Annotated in this window: 14 protein-coding genes and 1 pseudogene; 10 read left to right on the top strand and 5 right to left on the bottom strand. The window is 60.2% G+C overall.

Annotation, left to right across the window (positions count from 1 at the left end):
• The first annotated feature begins 56 nt into the window (after positions 1-56).
• Both HX869_RS18975 and HX869_RS18980 read left to right on the top strand, forming a co-directional pair.
• Entirely contained in the window at positions 57-1,559 is a 1,503-nt protein-coding gene (locus tag HX869_RS18975; protein ID WP_023658825.1) for an ATPase domain-containing protein, read from the top strand.
• Positions 1,556-3,226 carry a response regulator gene (locus HX869_RS18980; RefSeq protein WP_008431031.1) on the top strand — a complete coding sequence of 557 codons (1,671 nt, stop codon included), beginning with the start codon at positions 1,556-1,558 and terminating at the stop codon, positions 3,224-3,226. The genes HX869_RS18975 and HX869_RS18980 overlap by 4 nt, the downstream gene beginning before the upstream one ends.
• A gap of 30 nt (positions 3,227-3,256) precedes the next feature.
• Here the strand turns inward: HX869_RS18980 and HX869_RS18985 are convergent, their stop codons facing one another.
• From HX869_RS18985 to HX869_RS19005, 5 genes are all read right to left on the bottom strand, one after another.
• On the bottom strand, positions 3,257-3,634 hold the full coding sequence (locus tag HX869_RS18985) for a response regulator (protein ID WP_003217591.1): 378 nt from the start codon (positions 3,632-3,634) through the stop codon (positions 3,257-3,259).
• A gap of 78 nt (positions 3,635-3,712) precedes the next feature.
• The gene (locus HX869_RS18990) at positions 3,713-4,906 is read right to left on the bottom strand and encodes a hybrid sensor histidine kinase/response regulator (protein ID WP_003217587.1); all 1,194 of its coding nucleotides are present in this window, start codon (positions 4,904-4,906) and stop codon (positions 3,713-3,715) included.
• Entirely contained in the window at positions 4,900-5,499 is a 600-nt protein-coding gene (locus HX869_RS18995; RefSeq protein WP_008431027.1) for a chemotaxis protein CheB, read from the bottom strand. Before HX869_RS18995 ends, HX869_RS18990 begins: the two co-directional genes overlap by 7 nt.
• Positions 5,496-6,311 (bottom strand): protein-glutamate O-methyltransferase CheR, encoded by an 816-nt coding sequence (locus HX869_RS19000; protein WP_003217583.1) that lies wholly within the window; start codon positions 6,309-6,311, stop codon positions 5,496-5,498. Before HX869_RS19000 ends, HX869_RS18995 begins: the two co-directional genes overlap by 4 nt.
• The gene (locus HX869_RS19005; RefSeq protein ID WP_008431024.1) at positions 6,312-9,809 is read right to left on the bottom strand and encodes a response regulator; all 3,498 of its coding nucleotides are present in this window, start codon (positions 9,807-9,809) and stop codon (positions 6,312-6,314) included.
• 280 nt (positions 9,810-10,089) lie between these two features.
• On the opposite strand from HX869_RS19005, the gene HX869_RS19010 reads away from it, so the two are divergent.
• The 8 genes and pseudogenes from HX869_RS19010 to HX869_RS19045 form a co-directional block, all read left to right on the top strand.
• Entirely contained in the window at positions 10,090-13,656 is a 3,567-nt protein-coding gene (locus HX869_RS19010; RefSeq protein WP_256736778.1) for a hypothetical protein, read from the top strand.
• A 216-nt stretch (positions 13,657-13,872) separates the two neighbouring features.
• Positions 13,873-14,238 carry a response regulator gene (locus HX869_RS19015; RefSeq protein WP_177042100.1) on the top strand — a complete coding sequence of 122 codons (366 nt, stop codon included), beginning with the start codon at positions 13,873-13,875 and terminating at the stop codon, positions 14,236-14,238.
• A gap of 237 nt (positions 14,239-14,475) precedes the next feature.
• The gene (locus tag HX869_RS19020) at positions 14,476-15,267 is read left to right on the top strand and encodes a hypothetical protein (protein ID WP_177067777.1); all 792 of its coding nucleotides are present in this window, start codon (positions 14,476-14,478) and stop codon (positions 15,265-15,267) included.
• Between the two features lie 9 nt (positions 15,268-15,276).
• Positions 15,277-16,722: a DUF1254 domain-containing protein gene (locus HX869_RS19025; protein WP_178903510.1), complete on the top strand. Its 1,446-nt coding sequence runs from the start codon at positions 15,277-15,279 to the stop codon at positions 16,720-16,722.
• Positions 16,723-16,734: 12 nt separating this feature from the next.
• Positions 16,735-18,135: a DUF1254 domain-containing protein gene (locus tag HX869_RS19030; RefSeq protein ID WP_177042106.1), complete on the top strand. Its 1,401-nt coding sequence runs from the start codon at positions 16,735-16,737 to the stop codon at positions 18,133-18,135.
• A gap of 58 nt (positions 18,136-18,193) precedes the next feature.
• The gene (locus HX869_RS19035; protein ID WP_177042108.1) at positions 18,194-19,099 is read left to right on the top strand and encodes a transporter; all 906 of its coding nucleotides are present in this window, start codon (positions 18,194-18,196) and stop codon (positions 19,097-19,099) included.
• A gap of 32 nt (positions 19,100-19,131) precedes the next feature.
• The gene (locus tag HX869_RS19040) at positions 19,132-19,881 is read left to right on the top strand and encodes a DUF2092 domain-containing protein (protein WP_177042110.1); all 750 of its coding nucleotides are present in this window, start codon (positions 19,132-19,134) and stop codon (positions 19,879-19,881) included.
• A pseudogene (locus tag HX869_RS19045) lies at positions 19,878-20,170 on the top strand (hypothetical protein); the annotation flags it as partial. The gene HX869_RS19040 and the pseudogene HX869_RS19045, both read left to right, overlap by 4 nt.

Below are 20,170 nucleotides of genomic sequence, written 5' to 3' on the forward strand. Positions count from 1 at the left end.
TATGGCGCGCCCCAGACGGCGCTGCCGACTACTTATTTGTGACCCGAGGGCACTTCTTGTCTACATCCAAAGAGCTGTTCACAGCAAAGGCGGCCACCGGTATTGAAGGTCTGGACGACATTCTTGCCGGAGGGCTTTCCCGTAGCCATTTGTTCCTGCTGGAAGGTGAACCCGGCACCGGTAAAACCACCGTGGCCCTGCATTTCCTCCAGGCCGGCGCAAAAAACGGCGAACGATCGCTGTACATCACCCTGTCGGAAACCGAGCGCGAGTTGCGCCAGGGTGCCAAGTCCCATGGTTGGGACCTGGACGAACACATTCACATCTTTGAACTGACCCCCCCCGAAAGCCTGCTCAACGCCGAGCACCAGCAGAGCCTCCTGTATTCTTCGGACCTTGAGCTGGGCGAAGCCACCCGGCAGATTTTCGAAGTGGTGGAACGGGTCAAGCCTACCCGCGTCGTGATCGACAGCCTTTCGGAAATCCGCCTGCTGGCGCAAAGCTCCCTGCGCTATCGCCGGCAGATCCTTGCGATCAAGCACTACTTCGTGCGCTACGACGCCACCGTGCTGCTGCTGGACGACCTGACCACCGAGTCCCTCGACAAGACCGTACACAGCGTGGCCCACGGTGTGATTCGTCTCGAAGAACTGACCCCCAACTACGGTGCCGAGCGCCGCCGCGTGCGGATCGTGAAGTACCGTGGCCAGAAATACCGCGGCGGTTTTCACGACTTCACCATCATGGAAGACGGCGTACATGTGTTCCCGCGCCTGGTGGCAGCCGAGCACCGTGGCGGCTACAACCGCCAGACCCTCACCAGCGGCATCCGCGAGATGGACGCCCTGTTGGGCGGCGGGATCGAGACCGGTTCCAGCACCTTGATCCTGGGCCCGGCCGGTACCGGCAAATCGCTGATCTCGATGATCTTTGCCGCGGCGGCCGTCTCCCGGGGCGAAAAAGCCGCGCTGTTCATTTTTGACGAAGAGCTGGGCCTGCTGTTCGAGCGCATGAAGAACATGGGCATCGACCTGGAGGCCCTGCAAGGCACCGGCAACCTGCTGATCGAACAGGTAGACGCCGCCGAGTTGTCCCCCGGCGAGTTCTCCCATCGGGTGCGCCGCTGTGTGGACGAACGCGGGATCAAGACCGTGGTGATCGACAGCGTCAATGGCTATCAGGCCGCGATGCCGGAAGAGAACGCGTTGATCCTGCACATGCACGAACTGCTGCTGTACCTCAACCGCCGTGGCGCTGCGACTTTCATGACCGTCGCCCAGCACGGGCTGGTGGGGGACATGCAGGCGCCGGTGGACATTACCTATCTGGCCGACACCGTGATCCTGCTGCGTTACTTCGAAGCGCTGGGCAAGGTGCGGCGCGCTATTTCGATCATCAAGAAACGCACCGGCAGCCATGAGTCGACCATTCGCGAATACCGCATCGGCAGTCGTGGCATGACCATCGGCGAACCGCTTGATGCGTTCCAGGGTGTATTGCGCGGCGTACCGACCTACATGGGCACCGACAACCCGCTGCTCAAGGATGAAAGTTCATGAGTGGCCTGCCGGCCATTTTCGAACGGGCGATCATTCTGGCGCCCCTGGGTCGCGACAGCTCCCTGGCGTTGATGATGCTCAATGAGGCTGGTTTCAACGGCATCATCGCCAGCCATTTGCAGATGCTCTGCGAGGAGCTGGAGCACGGTGCCGGCTTGCTGGTCATTGCTGCCGAAGCCCTGCGCGGTATCGACCTGGAACCGCTGCTCACGCACCTGCATCAACAACCGGCGTGGTCAGACCTGCCGATTGTGCTGATGACGCACCACGGCGGCAGCGAACAGAATGGCTCGTCGCACCTGAGCACCTTGCTGGGCAACGTGACGTTCCTGGAGCGTCCGTTCCACCCGATCACCCTGATCAGCCTCGTGACCACGGCGCTGCGCGGACGTCGTCGGCAATACGAGGCCCGCGACCGGCTGATCGACCTGAGCCAGAGCGAGCAGCGCCTGCAAAGCACCCTGGAAACCCTTGAGCAACAGGTGGAAGAACGCACGGCGCAGTTGCGCAATAACGAAGAAGCGTTGCGCCAGTCACAGAAAATGGAAGCCGTCGGCCAATTGACCGGCGGCATCGCCCATGACTTCAACAACATGCTGACCGGCATCATCGGCAGCCTGGAACTGCTGCGCAGGCGCGTGGCTCGGGGCCGCACCGAAGACCTCGACAGCCTGATCGACCTGGGTGTCACGTCGGCCAACCGCGCAGCAGCCCTGACCCACCGCCTGCTGGCCTTCTCCCGCCGCCAGTCGCTGGATTCGAAACCGGTGCAGATCAATCAACTGGTGAGCTCCATGGGTGAGCTGCTGCAACGCAGCCTGAATGAAAGCATTGCCCTGGATATCCGCCTGACCGAGCAACTCTGGACCGCCGAAGCCGACCCCAACCAGCTGGAAAGCGCCCTGCTCAACCTCGCCATCAATGCCCGGGATGCGATGCCCAATGGCGGCAAACTGGTGGTGGAAACCACCAACCGCCACCTCGACAGCGTGTTTACCGCAGCCTACGGCACCCTCACCCCTGGCGACTATGTGGAATTGAGCGTCAGCGACACCGGCTGCGGCATGCCCGAGAGCGTGATCAGCCGTGCATTTGACCCGTTCTTCACCACCAAACCCATCGGCCAGGGCACCGGGCTGGGGTTGTCGATGATCTACGGGTTTGCACGCCAATCCCACGGGCATGTGTCGATCCACAGTGTGGTGGGCCAAGGCACCACCGTCAGCCTGTTCCTGCCGAGGTATGTCGGCGAGGTCATTGCAGATGAACCGCTCAACCCGGCATTGCTGCCGTTCGCCAATGCCGGCGAGACCGTGCTGATCGTCGAGGACGACCCGGCCGTGCGGGTGCTGGTCAGCGCCGTGCTGAGTGAACTGGGCTATGCCTTCGTCGAAGCCGGTGATGCCGACAGTGCCATGCCGATCATCGAGTCCAGCCAGCGCATTGACCTGCTGATCAGCGACGTTGGCCTGCCCGGCATGAACGGCCGGCAACTGGCGGAGATCGGCCGGCAGGTGCGGCCCGAGTTGAAGGTGTTGTTTATTACCGGCTATGCAGAGCATGCGGCTGTACGGGGCGGTTTTCTGGACCCGGGCATGCAGATGATCACCAAGCCGTTCACCTTTGATCTGTTGACGGCAAAGGTGAGGGAGATGATCAAGGCTTGAAGAGGGAGTGTGCTCCCTCTTCTCAAGACGTTAAGCCAACAGCCGCTGGATATGTTCCTGCAACGTATCCAGGTCAAACGGTTTGGCCAGGATCGGCGCATTGCGCGTGATCGGGCTGTTGCAGTCGAGAATCTCCTGCGGGTAACCGCTGATGAAGATCACTTTCAATTCCGGTCGCAGCTTGATCGCAGGCTCGGCGATCTGCACCCCGGAAATGCCGCCAGGCAGGCGGTAGTCGGTCACCATCAGGTCCAGGTGCGGCTTGGTGGCCAGGATTTCAAACGCCTGCTCACCGTCAATCGCCTTCAACACCCGATACCCCAGGCCCGCCAGGTACTCGCCCAACACAAACATAATCGATTCGTCATCTTCGACGATCAGTACAACATCTTGTGCATCTTCACTCATGGGAAGCCTTTGTCCGGTCAATTGCTGCTGATACGACCATGGGGTCACGCAGAGGTTGCGTCGGATTTGCGATTGATTTCATGCCCCGGCCTCCAGGGGCAGGCAGACGCGGAACAACGCGCCCTCGCCTATCCGGCTTTCCACTTCAATGGTCCCGCCGTGGGCCGCGATAATCTGCTCGGAGATAAACAACCCCAGGCCCAGGCCCGCCACGGCATGGTTGGCCGACACGCGCTCGAACTGCTGGAAAATACGTTTCTGGTTGTCTTCGCTGATGCCGATCCCGTGGTCACGTACTTCTACCCGCGCTTCGCCATGCTCGGCGTACACCCGCACTTCCACCGGGCTCTTGGCCCCGTAGCGCAAGGCGTTGGTCAACAGGTTGGACACCACCTGTTCGATACGGAATTCATCCCAGTTGCCTACCACCGGCCCTTCCTGGACCCAGGCCACCGAAGACTCCGCCGCCGCCACCTGCGGCGCAAAATTTTCCAGCAGGTTGTGCACCAGTTGCGTGAGGTCAAAGCGACCGGGGCGGATCGACAGCTTGCCCGTGCGAATGCGCGACACGTCGAGCATGTCTTCGATCAGGCGAATCAGGCTCTGGATCTGCCGCTCATCGCGGTCGACCATGGCGTGCATCTTGTCCAGGGTAAACGCCGCGGCGTTGTCCCGGGCAAGGTGCATCTTGCGCAGCTGGGTTTCCAGGATCAGCCCGTTGAGGGGCGTGCGCACTTCGTGGGCGACGATCGACATGAAGTCATCGCGCATGCGCACGGCCTGCTCCAGTTCGGCCTGGGTGGCCTGCAAGCGCGTGAGCAAGGCTTCCTGCTCGCGCCGGCTTTGCTCCAGGGCTTCAACCTGCTGCTTCATCGCCTTGCTCTGGCGGTACAGGTCAACGAATACGTTGACCTTGCTCTTGACCGCGTGGATATCCAGCGGCTTGTGCAGGAAATCCACGGCGCCGCTTTCGTAGCCCTTGAACGCATAGTTGAGCTCACGGCCGGCAGCACTGACAAACACGATGGGAATGTTCTTGGTCTTTTCGGTGCCGCGCATCAGCTCGGCCAGCTCGAAGCCGTTCATGCCCGGCATCTGCACGTCGAGAATGGCCATGGCGAACTCGTGCTCCAGCAGCAGCGACAAGGCCTCGTCGGCGCTCAATGCCTTATAGACCTGGCGGTCCTCGCGCTTGATCAGCGCTTCAAGGGCCAGCAGGTTTTCCGGCAGATCGTCGACGATCAGCAGTTTGGCCTGGACAGTACTTAACATGGGGAGGATTCCAGGGAAGCCAGCAAGGTGCCGATGCGGCTCAAGGTGAGGATATGGTCAGGTTCATGCAGCGCCAGGGCGGCCCGGGGCATCACGGCGACGCGGGCCTCCAAAGGGTCCTGCACCACCGTGGTACCGCCGCTCTGCTTGACGTGGGCCAGGCCCCGGGCGCCGTCCTGGTTGGCCCCCGTCAGCAAAATCGCCAGCAACCCCTTGCCGTAGACATCGGCGGCTGAATCAAACAGGTAGTCGATTGCCGGGCGGGAATGGTGCACGCGGTCCTCCTGGCTCAGTGACAGGCTGCGGTCGTGCTCCACCGACAGGTGATAACCGGGGCCGGCAAAATACAGGGTACCGGGCTGGATCACTTCCTTGTCGCGGGCCTCCACCACCTTCATCGATACGCGTCGGTCAAACACTTCCGCCAACTGGCTGCGGCGCTCGTCCGGCAAATGCAGCACGGTAATGATCGGCAGGCCGAAGCTCGCCGGCAGCTCGCCAAAAATGCTCAGCAATGCCTCGACACCGCCCGCGGAAGCGCCGATCACAATGGCCTCGATCCCGGATACCGGGCTGGCAGTAGCTTCATTCATAATTTTCGGTAGATCCGTTCTTGCTTGACCAGGGGTTCGAACTGTTTGCTGTAGGCGGAAAAATCCAGGGTTTCCTTGCTGCCCAGCACCAGGAAGCCGCGATGACACAGCGACTCATGGAACAGTCCAAACGCCCGATCCTGCAACTTTTTATTGAAGTAAATCAATACGTTGCGACAGGAAATTAATTGAGTTTCGGAGAATACGCTGTCGGTCGCCAGGCTGTGATCGGCAAACGTCACGTTCTCCCGCAGGGTCTTGTCGAAGATCGCATGATCGTAAGCCGCCGTGTAGTAATCGGCAAACGAACGCTGGCCACCGGCCTGTTGGTAGTTGTGGGTATAGGCGCGGATGTTCTCGAGGGAAAAGATCCCCTGCTTGGCTTTTTCCAGGGACCGGGGGTTGATGTCGGTGGCGTAGATGATGGTGCGTTCCAGCAGGCCTTCCTCACGCAACAGGATGGCCATGGAATACACCTCCTCCCCGGTACTGCAGCCCGCGATCCAGATCTTGATCGACGGGTAGGTCTTGAGCAGCGGCACCACTTCCTTGCGAATCGCCAGGAAGTGCGAGGGGTCGCGAAACATTTCGCTGACCGGAATCGTCAGGAACTGCAGCAACTGCATGAACGCCGTCGGGTCATGCAGCACCCGTTCCTGCAAGGCCGAGATGGTGGCGCAGTCGAACTGACGTAACGCATGAGCCACGCGGCGCTTGACCGAAGCGCCGGAGTAGTCGCGAAAGTCGTAGCTGTACTTGAGGTAAATCGCCTCAATCAACAAGCGCAGTTCGATGTCAGTGCTTCGTTCCAATTAAATCCGTTCCATCTTGGGTAGCCACACGCGAATCAATGAAAACAACCGGTCCAGGTCGATGGGCTTGGCCAGGTAATCGTTGGAGCCTGCCGCCAGGCAGCGCTCCTGATCGTCCTTCATGGCCTTGGCCGTCACCGCGATGATCGGCAGCTTGCGCCAGCGCGGGTCCTGGCGGATCAAGGCGGTGGCCTCGTACCCGTCCATCTCCGGCATCATCACGTCCATCAGTACCAGGTCGATGTCATCGACTTCATTGAGTTTCTCGATCGCCTCGCGGCCATTACGGCCGATCACGACAATCGCGCCCTTGTGCTCCAGGGCACTGGTCAGGGCGAAGATATTGCGTACATCGTCATCCACCAGCAGGATCTTGCGGCCCTCGAACACCTTGTCGCGGCTGCGGGCAGTCCTGAGCATTGTCTGGCGTTCATGGGACAACTGCGATTCGACTTTGTGCAGAAAGAGTGTCACCTCGTCCAGCAGGCGCTCGGGGGAACGCGCGCCCTTGATGATGATCGAGCGCGAATACTTGCGCAGTTCGGCCTCTTCATCGCGGGTCAGGTTGCGCCCGGTGTAGACGATCACCGGCGGGAACGAGCAGATGTCCTCGATGGACATGCGCTTGAGCAGCTCGTTGCCGAGCATGTCCGGCAGCTTGAGGTCGATGATCATGCAGTCGTAGATGTGGGTGCGCAGCAGGTCCAGGGCCTCCTGGGCGAAGCCTACGGCGGTGATCTCGATATCATCGTCGCCGATCAGGCGGGCAATGCTGTCTCGCTGAAGGTCATCGTCTTCCACCAGCAGCACACGCTTGACCTTCTGCGTCAGCTTGGCTTCCAGGCGGGCGAACACATCCTTGAGCTCTTCGCGGGTGGTCGGCTTGACTGCATAGCCCACGGCGCCCATGTGCATGGCGGCTTCGACGCGGTCCTCCACGGAAATCACGTGCACCGGGATATGGCGGGTCCCGGCATGTTCCTTGAGCCGTTGCAGCACGGTCAGGCCGGAATGGTCCGGCAGGCGCATGTCCAGCAGGATCGCGTCGGGAATGTACTGTTCCGCCAGGGCGTAGCCTTCGTCTGCGCCATGGGCCACCAGGCAGTGGTAACCCAGTTCATGGGCGAGGTCGAAGAGGATGCGGGCAAAGTTGGGCTCATCTTCCACCACCAGGATGCAACGCGTGGCGAACGGAGCCTTGTCGCGGTCATCGATAAAGCGCGGGATCTGCGCTTCGTGGGCGATCGGCATCGGCGACACCTTGATCGGCGCCGGTGCAGGCACAGGGACTACCGCGCGCGGCTGTTCCAGCGCGGGGGTGTCTTCGTCACGCTCTACATAGTGCTCGGGCACCACCAGGGTAAAGATACTGCCCTGGCCAGGTTCGCTGGTGACGCTGATATAGCCGCCCAGCAGGTTCGCCAGGTCCCGGGAAATCGACAGGCCCAGGCCGGTGCCGCCGTAACGACGGTTGGTGGTGCCATCGGCCTGACGGAAGGCCTCGAAGATGCTTTCCTGCTGGTCCGGGGCGATGCCAATCCCCGAGTCGCGTACGGTAAAGGCGATGCCCTCCCCCGGTGCCCGGGATACCGACAGGCTGACCTCACCTTTCTCGGTGAACTTGATGGCGTTGGACAGCAGGTTCTTCAGAATCTGCTCCAGGCGCTGGCGGTCGGTGAACAGCATGTGTGGCGAGCCTTCCTGCACCTCCACCTGGAACCCGAGCTTGCGGTCGGCCGCCAGCGGCTCGAACATGCCGCGCAGCCCATCCACCAGGCGCGCAACGCTGGTGTTCTCCGGGCGCATTTCCAGCTTACCGGCTTCGACCTTGGAGATATCGAGGATGTCATTGATCAGGTTGAGCAAGTCGTTACCGGCCGAGTAGATCGACTCGGCGAACTTGACCTGTTCGGCGCTGAGGTTTTCCTGGGGGTTCTCCGCCAGCAACTTGGCCAGGATCAACGAGCTGTTCAGCGGCGTGCGCAGCTCGTGGGACATGTTGGCGAGGAATTCGGACTTGTACTTGCTGGAGCGCTGCAACTCGTCGGCGCGCTCTTCCAGCTCGATCTGTACGCGGTTGAGCTGGACGTTCTTCTGGTCCATGGCATCGCGCTGCTCGGCCAGGGTCTGGGTCTGTTCGGCCAATTGTTCGTTGGTCTGCTCCAGCTCCGCCTGCTGGGTTTCCAGGTGGGCCTGGGACTCCTTGAGGATGCGCGACTGTTCTTCCAGCTCTTCGTTGGCCGTCTTGAGCTCTTCCTGCTGCACTTGCAGCTCTTCATTGAGCTGCTGGGTTTCGGCCAGCACTTCTTGCAGGCGCTGGCGATAACGCGCGGCTTCGATGGAGGTGCCGATGTTGTCGGCAATCAACTCCAGCAGTTCGACATCACGGTCATCGAGTGCACGCAGGAAACCCAGTTCGATCACCCCGTTGACCCGGCCATCATCGCTGGTCGGTACCACCAGCACGCTGCGGGTCGCACCTTCGCCGAGGCCGGAACTGACCTTGAAGTAATCCACCGGCACATCGTCCAGGCGAATCAGGCGGTCCTGCCGGGCCGATTGGCCGACGATGCCTTCGTCGTTGTAGATCGACTGTTCCTGCTGCTCCTGCTCGCGGGAGAAGCCATAGGTAGCCACGCGTGTGAGGCCGCCGTGCTCTTCACGCACGTACAACGCCGCCACCGCCGAGCCCATGTACTGGGCAAAGAACTGCAAAATGTTGCGCCCCAGCAGATTCAGCGTCAGTTGGCCAAGGACCTGCTCGGCCAGCTCGGTCTGGCCGTTGCGCAACCAGGCTTGCTGCTCGAGGCGCTTGGCGATCCTCTGCTGCGACATCAGGTTTTCGCTGTAACTGTTTGAAAGTTCTAAAAGATTCTTTCGGCCGACATACGCCAGGAAGCCACTCAGGCCGAGCACAAACACCAGGTACAAGGTGACGCTGATGATCGTGGTGCGGGTAACGTCTTCATTGCGGGTGATGCGGAACTGTTGCTCCATCGCCACCGCCCGGTCGTACTCCTTGCGAATCTCGTCCGTCAGGCTCTTGCCACGCCCGGCTTTCACGGCGGTGCGGTAATCGCCGTTTTGCCGCTGCATGTCAATCATCGACTGGGCGTAGGTGTTCCACGCCTGTTGCAACGATTCCAGACGCTTGAGCCGGTCCACCTGCTCCGGATTGTCCGCCACCAGTGCCTGCAAGTTGCGCAAGTCGGAAATGATCCGCGGCTTGGCCACTTCGTACGGGTCGAGGAAATGCTCGTCACCGGTAATCAGGAAGCCGCGCATGCCGGTTTCCAGGTCCACGGTCAGTTTCGAGGTTTCGTTGAGATTGTTGATTACCCGGTCGGTGTGTTCGACCCACTGGATCACCGACAACAGGTAGGTGATCAGAACGACGAAAAACACCGCGCTGAGCACGCCAACGCCCAACGGCAGTGCCACGTTGCGGCCCAGCAATTTACGGAAGCTTTTCTCATCGACGGACGACGCGGGAGTCATGGGCATGCCTTGGCCAATACGGAAAAACGAGGAGTTTGCCCCAAAGTTGCGCCTGAGCGCTATTTTTCTGCTACCCGTAGCGACATGGATTACATAACCCATTGATAAATAGCCGAATGGATGTGTTTTTAACACTCGGCAATTGACTTTCCTTCTTACATGGGAACCGAAGTGAGCCTGGAACGTTGTGTGTGGGCCGCCCCACCCAAAGGGGTGCCGTGGGGAACAGGGAACCTCCCCGGAAAAGGCGCGTATCTCCTAATAAAACAGGTACCCACCGATGCAAAATGTCAGCCACCTCTCCGTGCAACAGCCTGCGCCCCAATTCTCTTCCTCCCCTGCTTCCGGGGCATCGTCCCTGAGCCCCCAGCCAGCCACGCCCCCTGCCGTTGCAGCAGCGCCAGCATCAGCCGCCAGCCGCTCCGATGTGCTGAAACAGCCCATGGCCGACCGGCAGAACTGGCAGAACCTGCTGGACGCCATCAACCTCGCAGCCCCGGCCCTGCAAGACTACGACACCGCCCCCTATGTACAGTCCGTCCTGAAGCTCACACAAATGGCCATTCATCCGGACTCGTCTCATCACAACACCCTGGACATGGGGACCAGGGTCAACCAAAGCCTGGAGGCATTCCTGAATGCCAACGGGGTGCCTCTGCCAACCTCCAAGGCCGAGTTGCTCAAGCTGAAACTGGAAGCGACCGTCAGGATCGCCGCCCACCCTTTCGGTGACCTGGGCGGTGCCTTGTCCTGGCCTGCACCGCTGGACCAGAACCAGCAAACTCAGTTGCGCCTGCTTGCGATGAACCACGCCCACCACCTCGGCGATCAGCCGCAAGTCACGCAGACAAAGAGCGTCCTGGACTTTCTCGCGTACCAGAATCCCATTCCTGTGGCCGCCTTGAACGACCCGGCGAAGATCCTCGAGTTTCTTTTAAGCTCGCCCGAAGGCCAACTGATGGGCCAGGCCCTGCAGCGCGGGCTCAATGGTATCGAGACCAAGAACAGCCATTACGACTACCTGCTGGCCGCCATCAGTGCACAGATGGATCCCGAGTCAGTCCAGGCGCCTCAACGGAACAAACTGGCCGGTTTCGACGTGGCCAGTGAAGAACATTGGGGCAAGCCGGCCTCTGCCATCGTCAACGGGCTGAGCGCACACCTGTCGAGCGAGGGCAGAACGAGCCCCGAGATGGCCCAGGCGGGTGCTTACGTATTGCTGGCAAGAACAGCCCCGGAGTTCCTGATCAAAGACATCCCGGCCAGCGTGACCTATGGCAGCCCGGCCTGGGTCAACCTGGCGGTTGCGGCGGCGTCGATTGAAGCGCAGTCGCCGGGCTCGGTACCGAACATGACTTTCGCCCAAGTGATGCTCAAGGCCGAAAGCGCTGCACTCGCCGAGCCCGGCGTGACCCAAAGCGCACAGAGGGCAGCGCTGATTGATTGGGCAGTGGCCAACGGCGTTATCAGCAAACAACCCGACGATGCCTACAGCCCCGACCAGCTGGAAGCGATACGCGTCGAGTTCACTCAACAGGTGGATGAACGCATGAAGGCCTCCACCCTGCTGGAGACCGATATCCCGAGCCGCAAGGCCATTGCACTGGCCCAGCTCAAAGAGCGATTTGGCGAAGATGTGCCGTTTGAAAAAAAGGCCCTGACGGTGAAGGACACCCGCCAACAACAGTTTGGCGTACCGCTCTACGACCCAAACCGCGCACCTGCGGGCCTGCATTCGTTGCTGGACATCGCCATGAGTGGCTTGGGCGATTACACCTGGGAATCCAAGGATCCAGACATCACCCAGGCACTGGAAGGCCAGTCGCTCAAGTTCGACGTAAACGCGACATTTCAAAAGCAGTTTGAAGCGTCGATCAAGTCGCTGAACGACGGGGTTGCCACCACCGTAAAGCACCTGATCGCCAGCCTGCCGCTGGAAGATCGAAAAAACATCGAGCAGGGCAACCTCACTTTTTACCAGCCCTCTGTTTATCAATTGGGCCCAAACCTGGTCACCTCGCTTTTCAAACCGATTAAAAATGAGCTGCTGATACAGGTAGGGGGTGGCACGGAACCTGTTACCTATAGGCTGGACATAAAAAACGGCAGCATCAAAAAAGTAACGCCCCAGGATTTCTCTGCGAGTACCTGGGAACTGGCGATCGAGGAAAACAGAATAAAAAAATTCGACGCATCAGAGGCCAGTGAGCCCGAGCGCTCAGCCAGTACAGACACGAACCCACTGCCTCCCAACAGCTTTGCCACCGCCCGTACCCAGTACATCGCGGATGCATTTGTCGAAAACCTCGACCTGGGCAACGAGGATGTCGTCAAGCAAGCCAAAGGCGCCACGACCTACGACAAGCAAATGGAAACCGAGTTGAAGGTGACCCATTTCTTCCTCGACCTCATTCCCTTCAAGTCAGCGATTGCCAACTTTACCAAGGGTAATTACCTGGAGGGGGCGATTGACCTCCAGCTGGACCTGCTGGGCTTTGTCAGCCTGGGTTCGTCCAAAGCGGCACAGGCGGGCACAAAAGCCCTCAGTGCAGGCGCCAAGGCGCTGAATGTTGCCAAAAAGATCGGTGTCGCCACCATCGGCGCCTTGAACCCGGTGGGCGGCTTGGGCGATTTGCTTCTGGGAGGCGCAGGACTGATTAACCGGGGCGGCAAGTTTGTAGTCGAAAAAAGCATTAACGGGCTAAACAAACTCAAGGGGGCAGCCGGCAGCTATGACCTGTTGAACGCCGCCGGCAAGGAACATGGCGTCGCGGCAATCGGCACCATCAAGCTGGCGGATCAAACCTTCGAAGCCTCCGCTGTATTGAACAAGGGCGAATGGTACGCGTACGACGCCCTCAAGAAACAACCCTATGGCCCACCGCTGAAGGGGTTCACGCCACAGACCGTGTCGGTCCAGGACAACGTTGAAAGCTTCTGGGAGTACTTTGTCGGAGGGCCGGCCACCAAGGCGCAAAACACACCCTCCAAGCAATTATCCAACTCATTCAAGGCTACGCAGGAACACGCCAGAACAACGAGCCACGATGCGTATATGCGTGGCTATAACAACGGGGTAGTGGATGACATCCCGGGCTACTCGGGCTCCATGGATATCGCAGAGCTCATGGAACTGGCACTTAAGCCGAATCGAAGCCCCGAAGAAATCGGCGCCCTGGCACAGTCAATAGGCAAAAAGCGATCAGAAGTCGGCCTTAAAAACTATGAGTTCTACAAAGCCGAAATTGAGCGCATCCCCGGCATCAAGCTCCGGGGCATGCCCCAGAATTTCTATTTGAGCCAGGTGGACACGGTGACCGGAGGCGAATGTGGCGTGTTAGCCAACGCAATGGCCTACGCCGTGTCCGTTGGAAAACAGGACGAGTACATCGACAAGCTTTTCATTGCAGCGGCAACCAAGGAAACCAACCCAAAATCGGCGAGGTTCATCAAGGACATGAGCGAAGCCCAGGATCACTTCAGAAAGCGACCGCACTCGGCTGAAGTCGTCACGCAAAAGTCCTATCAGGCCATCATCGATGACCTGGCCAACGCGACGACGTCCAAGACACTCATCATCGCCACGCCCGTCCACGCGATGACAGCGGGAGTGATCGTGGAAGGCGGCACGCGAAAATGGTTCTATTTCGACCCCAATTTCGGATTGGTCAATTTTCCGACCGAGGACGCCATGAAAAAAGGAATGAAGGAATCGCTGGCCAACAGTAAGACGCCGCTCATCCCGGGAGCGTTTGGGACGCCGACAAACCCGGAATATACGGTCAGCACATTCAAGGCAAGCGAGAACCAGAGCCGGGTCCATGGGTTGGTGTACGGATCCCTTTAACCGATAAAACCGGCAGCTTGAGACCATGGCCGGGGCTTGCTGGTTGTTCCAGCAAGCCCCTGGCAAGTGAGTGGCGGTGATACGCGACATTTGTAGCCGTTACCGGCACAATGTTTTGCTTATCTGGGGAACTTGCCGGGACCGACAATACTCAGGATGAAAACGGTCTTCCCATTGCCCAAGACCTGCCCCTTCCACTGTTCGGGAACCTCCACTATGTCAGCCGCCCCCTCCACCATCCTTGTAGTCGAAGACGACGCCATCGTGCGCATGTTGATCGTCGATGTCCTCGAAGAGCTGGAGTACCAAGTGCTTGAAGCGGCCGATGCCGAAGAAGCCTTGAAAATAGTTCAAGACACCGACCAGACCATCGACCTGATGATGACCGACGTCGGCCTGCCGGACATGGACGGCAAGCAACTGGCCCTCAAGGCCCGTGAAATACGCCCCGCCCTGCCTATCCTGTTCGCCAGCGGTTATGCCGAAAATATCGATTCGCCAGCCGACATGCAGGTGATCGGCAAGCCGTTCTCGATTGATCAGTTGCGTGACAAGGTCAAATCCATACTGCCCGTCTGCTGAGCCCCCCTATTCCCCAATGCCGTTACACAGTGACGGCATTCCAATGCAGTCTGCGCCCAGCGGACGCCTCCGTGATCGCGACCACAGCAAACAACTAATTCTTTCGATTGACTAGCGAGTGCGGAATTTACTGCTAGCGTCAAACGACATGTCCTACACGTAATAGTGAATAAGGACAGCCCCCTAGCCTTCGCAAACGCGCTATCGGGAACATCACCAGGGAATGGGGGAGTGGTCATGCTCAAGTCATCGTATTTTCCAGCAGTTGTGCTGGTGGCTTCGGTGTTGCCTGTGATTTCGGCCCAGGCCGACAACGCCGACACCGCCAACAAGAGTAACAACCCGCTGAACCTCGCGCCGGGAGCGAACCTGCAGGATTACTACACGCCCAGGCTGTTCGACAGCAACGCCCACACCAATGACACGCTGCTGCGCGGCACATTGCCGATTGCGCCATCGGATTTCATCGGTGTCCCTCAGTTACTACGTGCCACCCTGCCCATCAGTACGCGCCCCGACCCCCATAGTGGCTACACCACCGGGATCGGCGACCTGAACCTGTTCGATATCTTCCTGCTCAAGACCGATGGCGTGCAGTTGGGCATCGGCCCGCAAATCACCGCACCTACCGCCGAGCACGATGAATTGGGCACCGGCAAGTGGCAGGCCGGACTGGCGGCGGTGGCCATCGACGCCTCGCCCCGCGGCTTGCTCGGCGCACTGGTGCAATACCAAAGCTCGTTTGCCGGGGACAGTGACCGCGCCCATGTCGAAAGCGCGACCTTCCAGCCGTTCATCATTCACAACCTGCCCAAGGGCTGGTACCTGCGCTCTACCGGCACCTGGACGTTCGACCTGAAAAACGACACCCATTACATCCCTATCGGGTTCGGTGCCGGCAAAGCCTGGAAATCCGGCAGCAACATCCTCAACGCCTACCTCGAACCGCAATGGACCGTGGCCCGCAAAGGCGATGGCCTGCCGCAGTTCACCCTGTTTGCCGGGATCAACGTCACGTTTGGGAAATAAGGATATTTTATGCGTGTTCTGATTCGTAGTGCCGGGTTCTGCCTGTTAACCCTGACCGCCGCTGTACAGGCACAGACCCTGGACACCCGCATCGGCCCGATCACCATGGAAGGTGAACTGCCGGCCCACAGCGAAATCGCCAAACTGTATGGCGAGCTGGATTTCCAGCAGGCTACCCAGAGTTTTCTCTGGGCCCTGCCGCTGGTGTCCTACGCCCAATGGCAGGACGAATTCAGCACCAAGCTTGGCGCACGCAGCGGCGATTTGATGGTACTGACCACCTACGAAGACAAGCTCGGCGTGATCACGGCCAACGCCACCACACCGTATATCCTCGGCTTCGTCGACCTCAACGAGACCGGCCCCCTGGTGATCGAACTGCCGCCAGGCCCCACGGCCGGCGGGATTGGCGACTTCTGGCAACGGGCGATCATCGACATGGGCCAGACCGGCCCCGACCTGGGCAAGGGCGGCAAGTACCTGGTGTTGCCACCCGGCCAGGAGCCACCCGCAGATGCCGGCAAGTATTACCTGGCCAAATCGGAAACCATGAACGTGCTGGTGGGTTTTCGCGTACTCGACCCCGACCCGGCCAAGGGCAAGGCGCTGGTTGAGCAATTCAGGATGTACCCCTACGCCCAGCGCGCCAACCCGGCGAAAACCCGCTTACTGTCTCCCGGCGGCAAGCCCTGGTCCGGCACCCAGCCGCGCGGCATGGCCTACTGGGAACGGCTGCACGGGATTATCCAGAAAGAGCCCGTCAACGAGCGTGACCGCTTCTATATGGCCATGTTGTCCAGCCTGGGCATCGAAAAGGACAAGCCGTTCAACCCCAACGACCGCCAACGCCAGGCCCTGGAGCAAGGCGCACAAATGGGCGAGTTGATTGCCAAGGCCAATGCCTTCGCCAAACGCTTCCCCCAGGCCCAGTACTGGAAAGACCGGCAGTGGGACACCGTGCTCAACATCGCCGAACCGTCCCAGCGCGTTACCTACTATGACCAGCTCTGGGAACGCAGCGCCTGGTTCTATGAAGCGGTCACCAACACCAAAGGCATGGTTTCCAAGACCCCCGGCCTGGGCCAGACGTACCTCGGCGCCTATACCGACAACAAGGGCCAATGGCTCGACGGCGGCAAGGCCTACACCCTGCATGTCGGCGCCAACCCGCCGGCCAAACAGTTCTGGTCGATGACCGTGTATGACATCGACAGCCGCTGCCTGATCGACAACCCACAGCGTAAAGCGGACCTGTCTTCACGCCAGGATTTGAAGAAAAATGCCGACGGATCGATAGATCTTTACTTCGGACCGCACGCGCCAAAAGACTTCGAGAGCAACTGGGTGCAAACTCTGCCCGGCAAACACTGGTTCAGCTATTTCCGACTGTACGCGCCGACTGAAGCCTACTTCGATAAAAGCTGGAAACTCGACGATATCCGACTGATTCAGTAAGGACGCAACAACATGATTCGAAAACCGACGCGCCTGCTGTTGGCGAGCCTCTCGATTCTCATGAGCACCGGCGCCTGGGCCGATTTCACCGCTACGCCGAGTGAAGCCAGGGCCATCGCCAAGGAAGCCTACCTTTATGGCTTCCCCGTGGTGGAGATGTACAAGACCCTCTACACCCAGGCCGTCGACAAGACCGGGCCGAACTACAAGGCGCCGTTCAACCATATCGGCAACACCGCGCAGGTGTTCACGCCCAAGGACACTGCGTTCGTTACACCGAATTCGGACACGCCCTACTCCTTCGTCTGGCTCGACCTGCGCGCCGAGCCGGTGGTGCTGACCCTGCCGAAGATCGAGGACAACCGCTACTACTCGGTGCAGTTGATCGACCTCTACACCCAGAACTTCGGCTACCTGGGCACCCGCAGCACCGGCAACAACGGTGGCCACTACATGATCGCCGGCCCCGGCTGGAAAGGTCAGCAGCCCACCAATATCGACCGCGTCGTGTACAGCGAAAGCAACATCGCCTACGCGCTGTACCGCACGCAATTGTTCGATGACAAGGACCTGGCCAAGGTCAAGCAGATCCAGGGCGGCTACAAGGTCCAGACCCTCAGCAACTATGTGAACCAGCCGAAACCGACCAAGCCGCCGAAAATCGCCTGGCCCAAGCCCACCCCGAACATGAGCGACAGCGTGCACCTGTTTCGCTACCTGAACTTCATGCTGGGCTATGCGGCGCCTCAGGACAGCGAGAAAGACGTGCTGGCGCGTTTTGCCAGGATCGGCGTCGAAGCCGGCAAGCCGTTTGACCTCAAGGCCCTCACCGTCGAGCAACGCAAGGCCCTGGAAGACGGCATAGCCGACGGCAAGGCCGAGTTTGCGGCGTTCAAAAAGGACAAGGTCGATACGCACCAGGTAACCAGCGGTGACCTGTTCGGCAGCCGCGATCACCTGCAGAACAATTACCTGTACCGCTACGCCGGCGCCAACATGGGCATCTTCGGCAACTCCACCGACGAAGCCGCCTACCTGAGCTACTTCGTCGACAGCGAGGGCAAACCGGCCAACGGCGCACGCCACAGCTACACCCTGCATTTCGACAAGGGCCAGTTGCCACCCTCCGATGCGTTCTGGTCGCTGACCATGTACGACGCCAAGACCAAGCTGCTGGTGCCGAACCTGAAGAAACGCTACCTGCTCAACTCGCGGATGCTGCCCAACTTCAAGCTCGATGCCGATGGCGGCCTGACGCTGCTGGTGGCCCACCACGAGCCACCGAAAGCCGAACAAAGCAACTGGCTGCCAGCACCGCCCGGCCCGTTCTACGCGGTATTGCGCATTTACCTGCCCAAGCCTGAAGTGGGTAACGGCCAATGGAAGCTGCCACCGCTCACACCGATCAAATAGCGCCTGGTCACGTAGTACCGCTGCACCCTGACATCAGGCATTTACAAGGAGTAGAGCCATGGTTTCACGTAGTCAATTGAGTGCGTTTACCGCCGCCACGCTGGCACTGATGCCAGGGATAGGGTTTGCCGACAATGCCAGGGATTGGCAGAACACCCCGACGGATCTGAACATGGTGTTCGGCTACTACAACCGGGTCGACACCAACACCCCGATCGACACGACATTGCCCATCAACGGCCTGTCGTTGAACGCCGACCTCTACCTGTTCCGCTACGCCCGTTCATTCGGCATCGACGGGCGCAACAGCGCCATCCAGTTTATCCAGCCGTACGCCGACGTTTCGGCGTCGTTCGACAACGCCCAGTTTTTCAGTGGGACCAAGCGCAACGGTGGCATGGGCGACACGCAGATTGTGTTCGCCCATAACATCTTCGGTGGCCCGGCATTGACCGCCGAGGAATTCGCCAGTTGGAAGCCCGAGACGTTCCTCACCGGTGCGCTGTGGATGACCATGCCCACCGGCGACTACGATAAAGACCGCATCATCAACATCGGCTCCAACCGCTGGGTGTTCAAGCCCGAACTGGGCTTCGGCACCCCGATTGGCCCGACCTGGCTGGAAATCAACACCTACGTGTCGCTGTTTGGCGACAACAAGGATTACCACGGCGACAGCAAGCTGGAACAAAAGCCGCTGTATGCCATCGAGGGTCACTACAGCTACACCATCAACCGCGCACTCTGGGTGTCGCTGGACGCCACCTACAACCGCGGCGGCGAAAGCAGGATCGACGGCGACTGGCAAGACAACAAACAGGAAAACGGCCTGCTGGGCGCCAGCCTGGGTTTTATGTTGTCACCCCAGTTTGGCGGCCTGATCGCCTATAACGACACGGTCTCCGAGCGCACCGGTTCACCCGATGTGAACACCTGGACCTTCCGCCTGCAGTACGTCTGGTGAGAGCCACCTTCACGGAATGAACGGAGTGCGCCATGTCCCGTATTCATCTCGCGCGTCTATTGCTGGCAGGCTTGCTGCTCACCCCTCACACCGTTTTGGCCGACGAGCTGGAACCCAAGGCCCTCACCGCCCTGGAGCAGATGGGTGGCTACCTGCGCAGCCTGCAGCAGTTTCGCATCGACGCCCACAGCCACACCGACCAGGTGCTGGAGAACGGCCAGACCATCGAGTTCAGTCACCAGACCCGCCTTGCAGCGATGCAGCCGGACAAGCTGCAAGTCTCGGTGGAAAGCGACGGTGAGCGCCGCAGCCTGTTCTACAACGGCCAGCGCTTCACCCTGTACGACAGCCGCAGCGGTTACTTCGCCAACCAGGCGGCACCGGCGAATATCGGCGGGTTGCTCGACCAGCTGAGTGAACGTTATGGCATCGAGCTGCCCCTGGCCGACCTGTTCCGCTGGCATCCCGGCACCGCCAAGGAGGTGGGCATCAGCAACGCCGTACTGATCGGCAGTGAAACCATCGACGGCCAGACCTGCACCCACTACGCCTATCGCCAGCCGGACATCGATTGGCAACTGTGGATTCGCCAGGGCGCGCAACCGCTGCCCTGCCGATTGGTGATCAGCCGCCGCGACACCGCCGAACACCCTCGGCACAGCGTCAACTACCTGTGGCAGCTCAACAGCCCGCCCAAGCCTGCCGACTTTGAGTTCACCCCGCCGGCCGGCGCCCGCGCGGTGCCCCTGCAACAGTTGGAGCCTCAGGGAGAACAGCCATGAAAAGCATGGCGGCGGTGCTGACCGCGACTTTGCTGCTGACGCTGTTCGATCCGCTGGCGGCCCAGGCCTGGCAACTGCGCGGCGGTGGTGGCGCACGCACGTTTGTGGTGCCCCATGGCGGCGGTGGCGGTTATCGCCCGCCCATGCCGGCGCCGCGCCCGATGCCTGTACCACGGCCGATGCCACCGCACCCGGAGCCCCATCCGCAACCCCATCCACAACCAGGACCTCATCCTGAGCCGGGGCCGCATCCGGGGCCCGGGCCACAACCGGGGCCACATCCTTACCC

The sequence above is a fragment of the Pseudomonas sp. P7779 genome (genome assembly GCF_013386315.1).
Lineage (GTDB): Bacteria > Pseudomonadota > Gammaproteobacteria > Pseudomonadales > Pseudomonadaceae > Aquipseudomonas.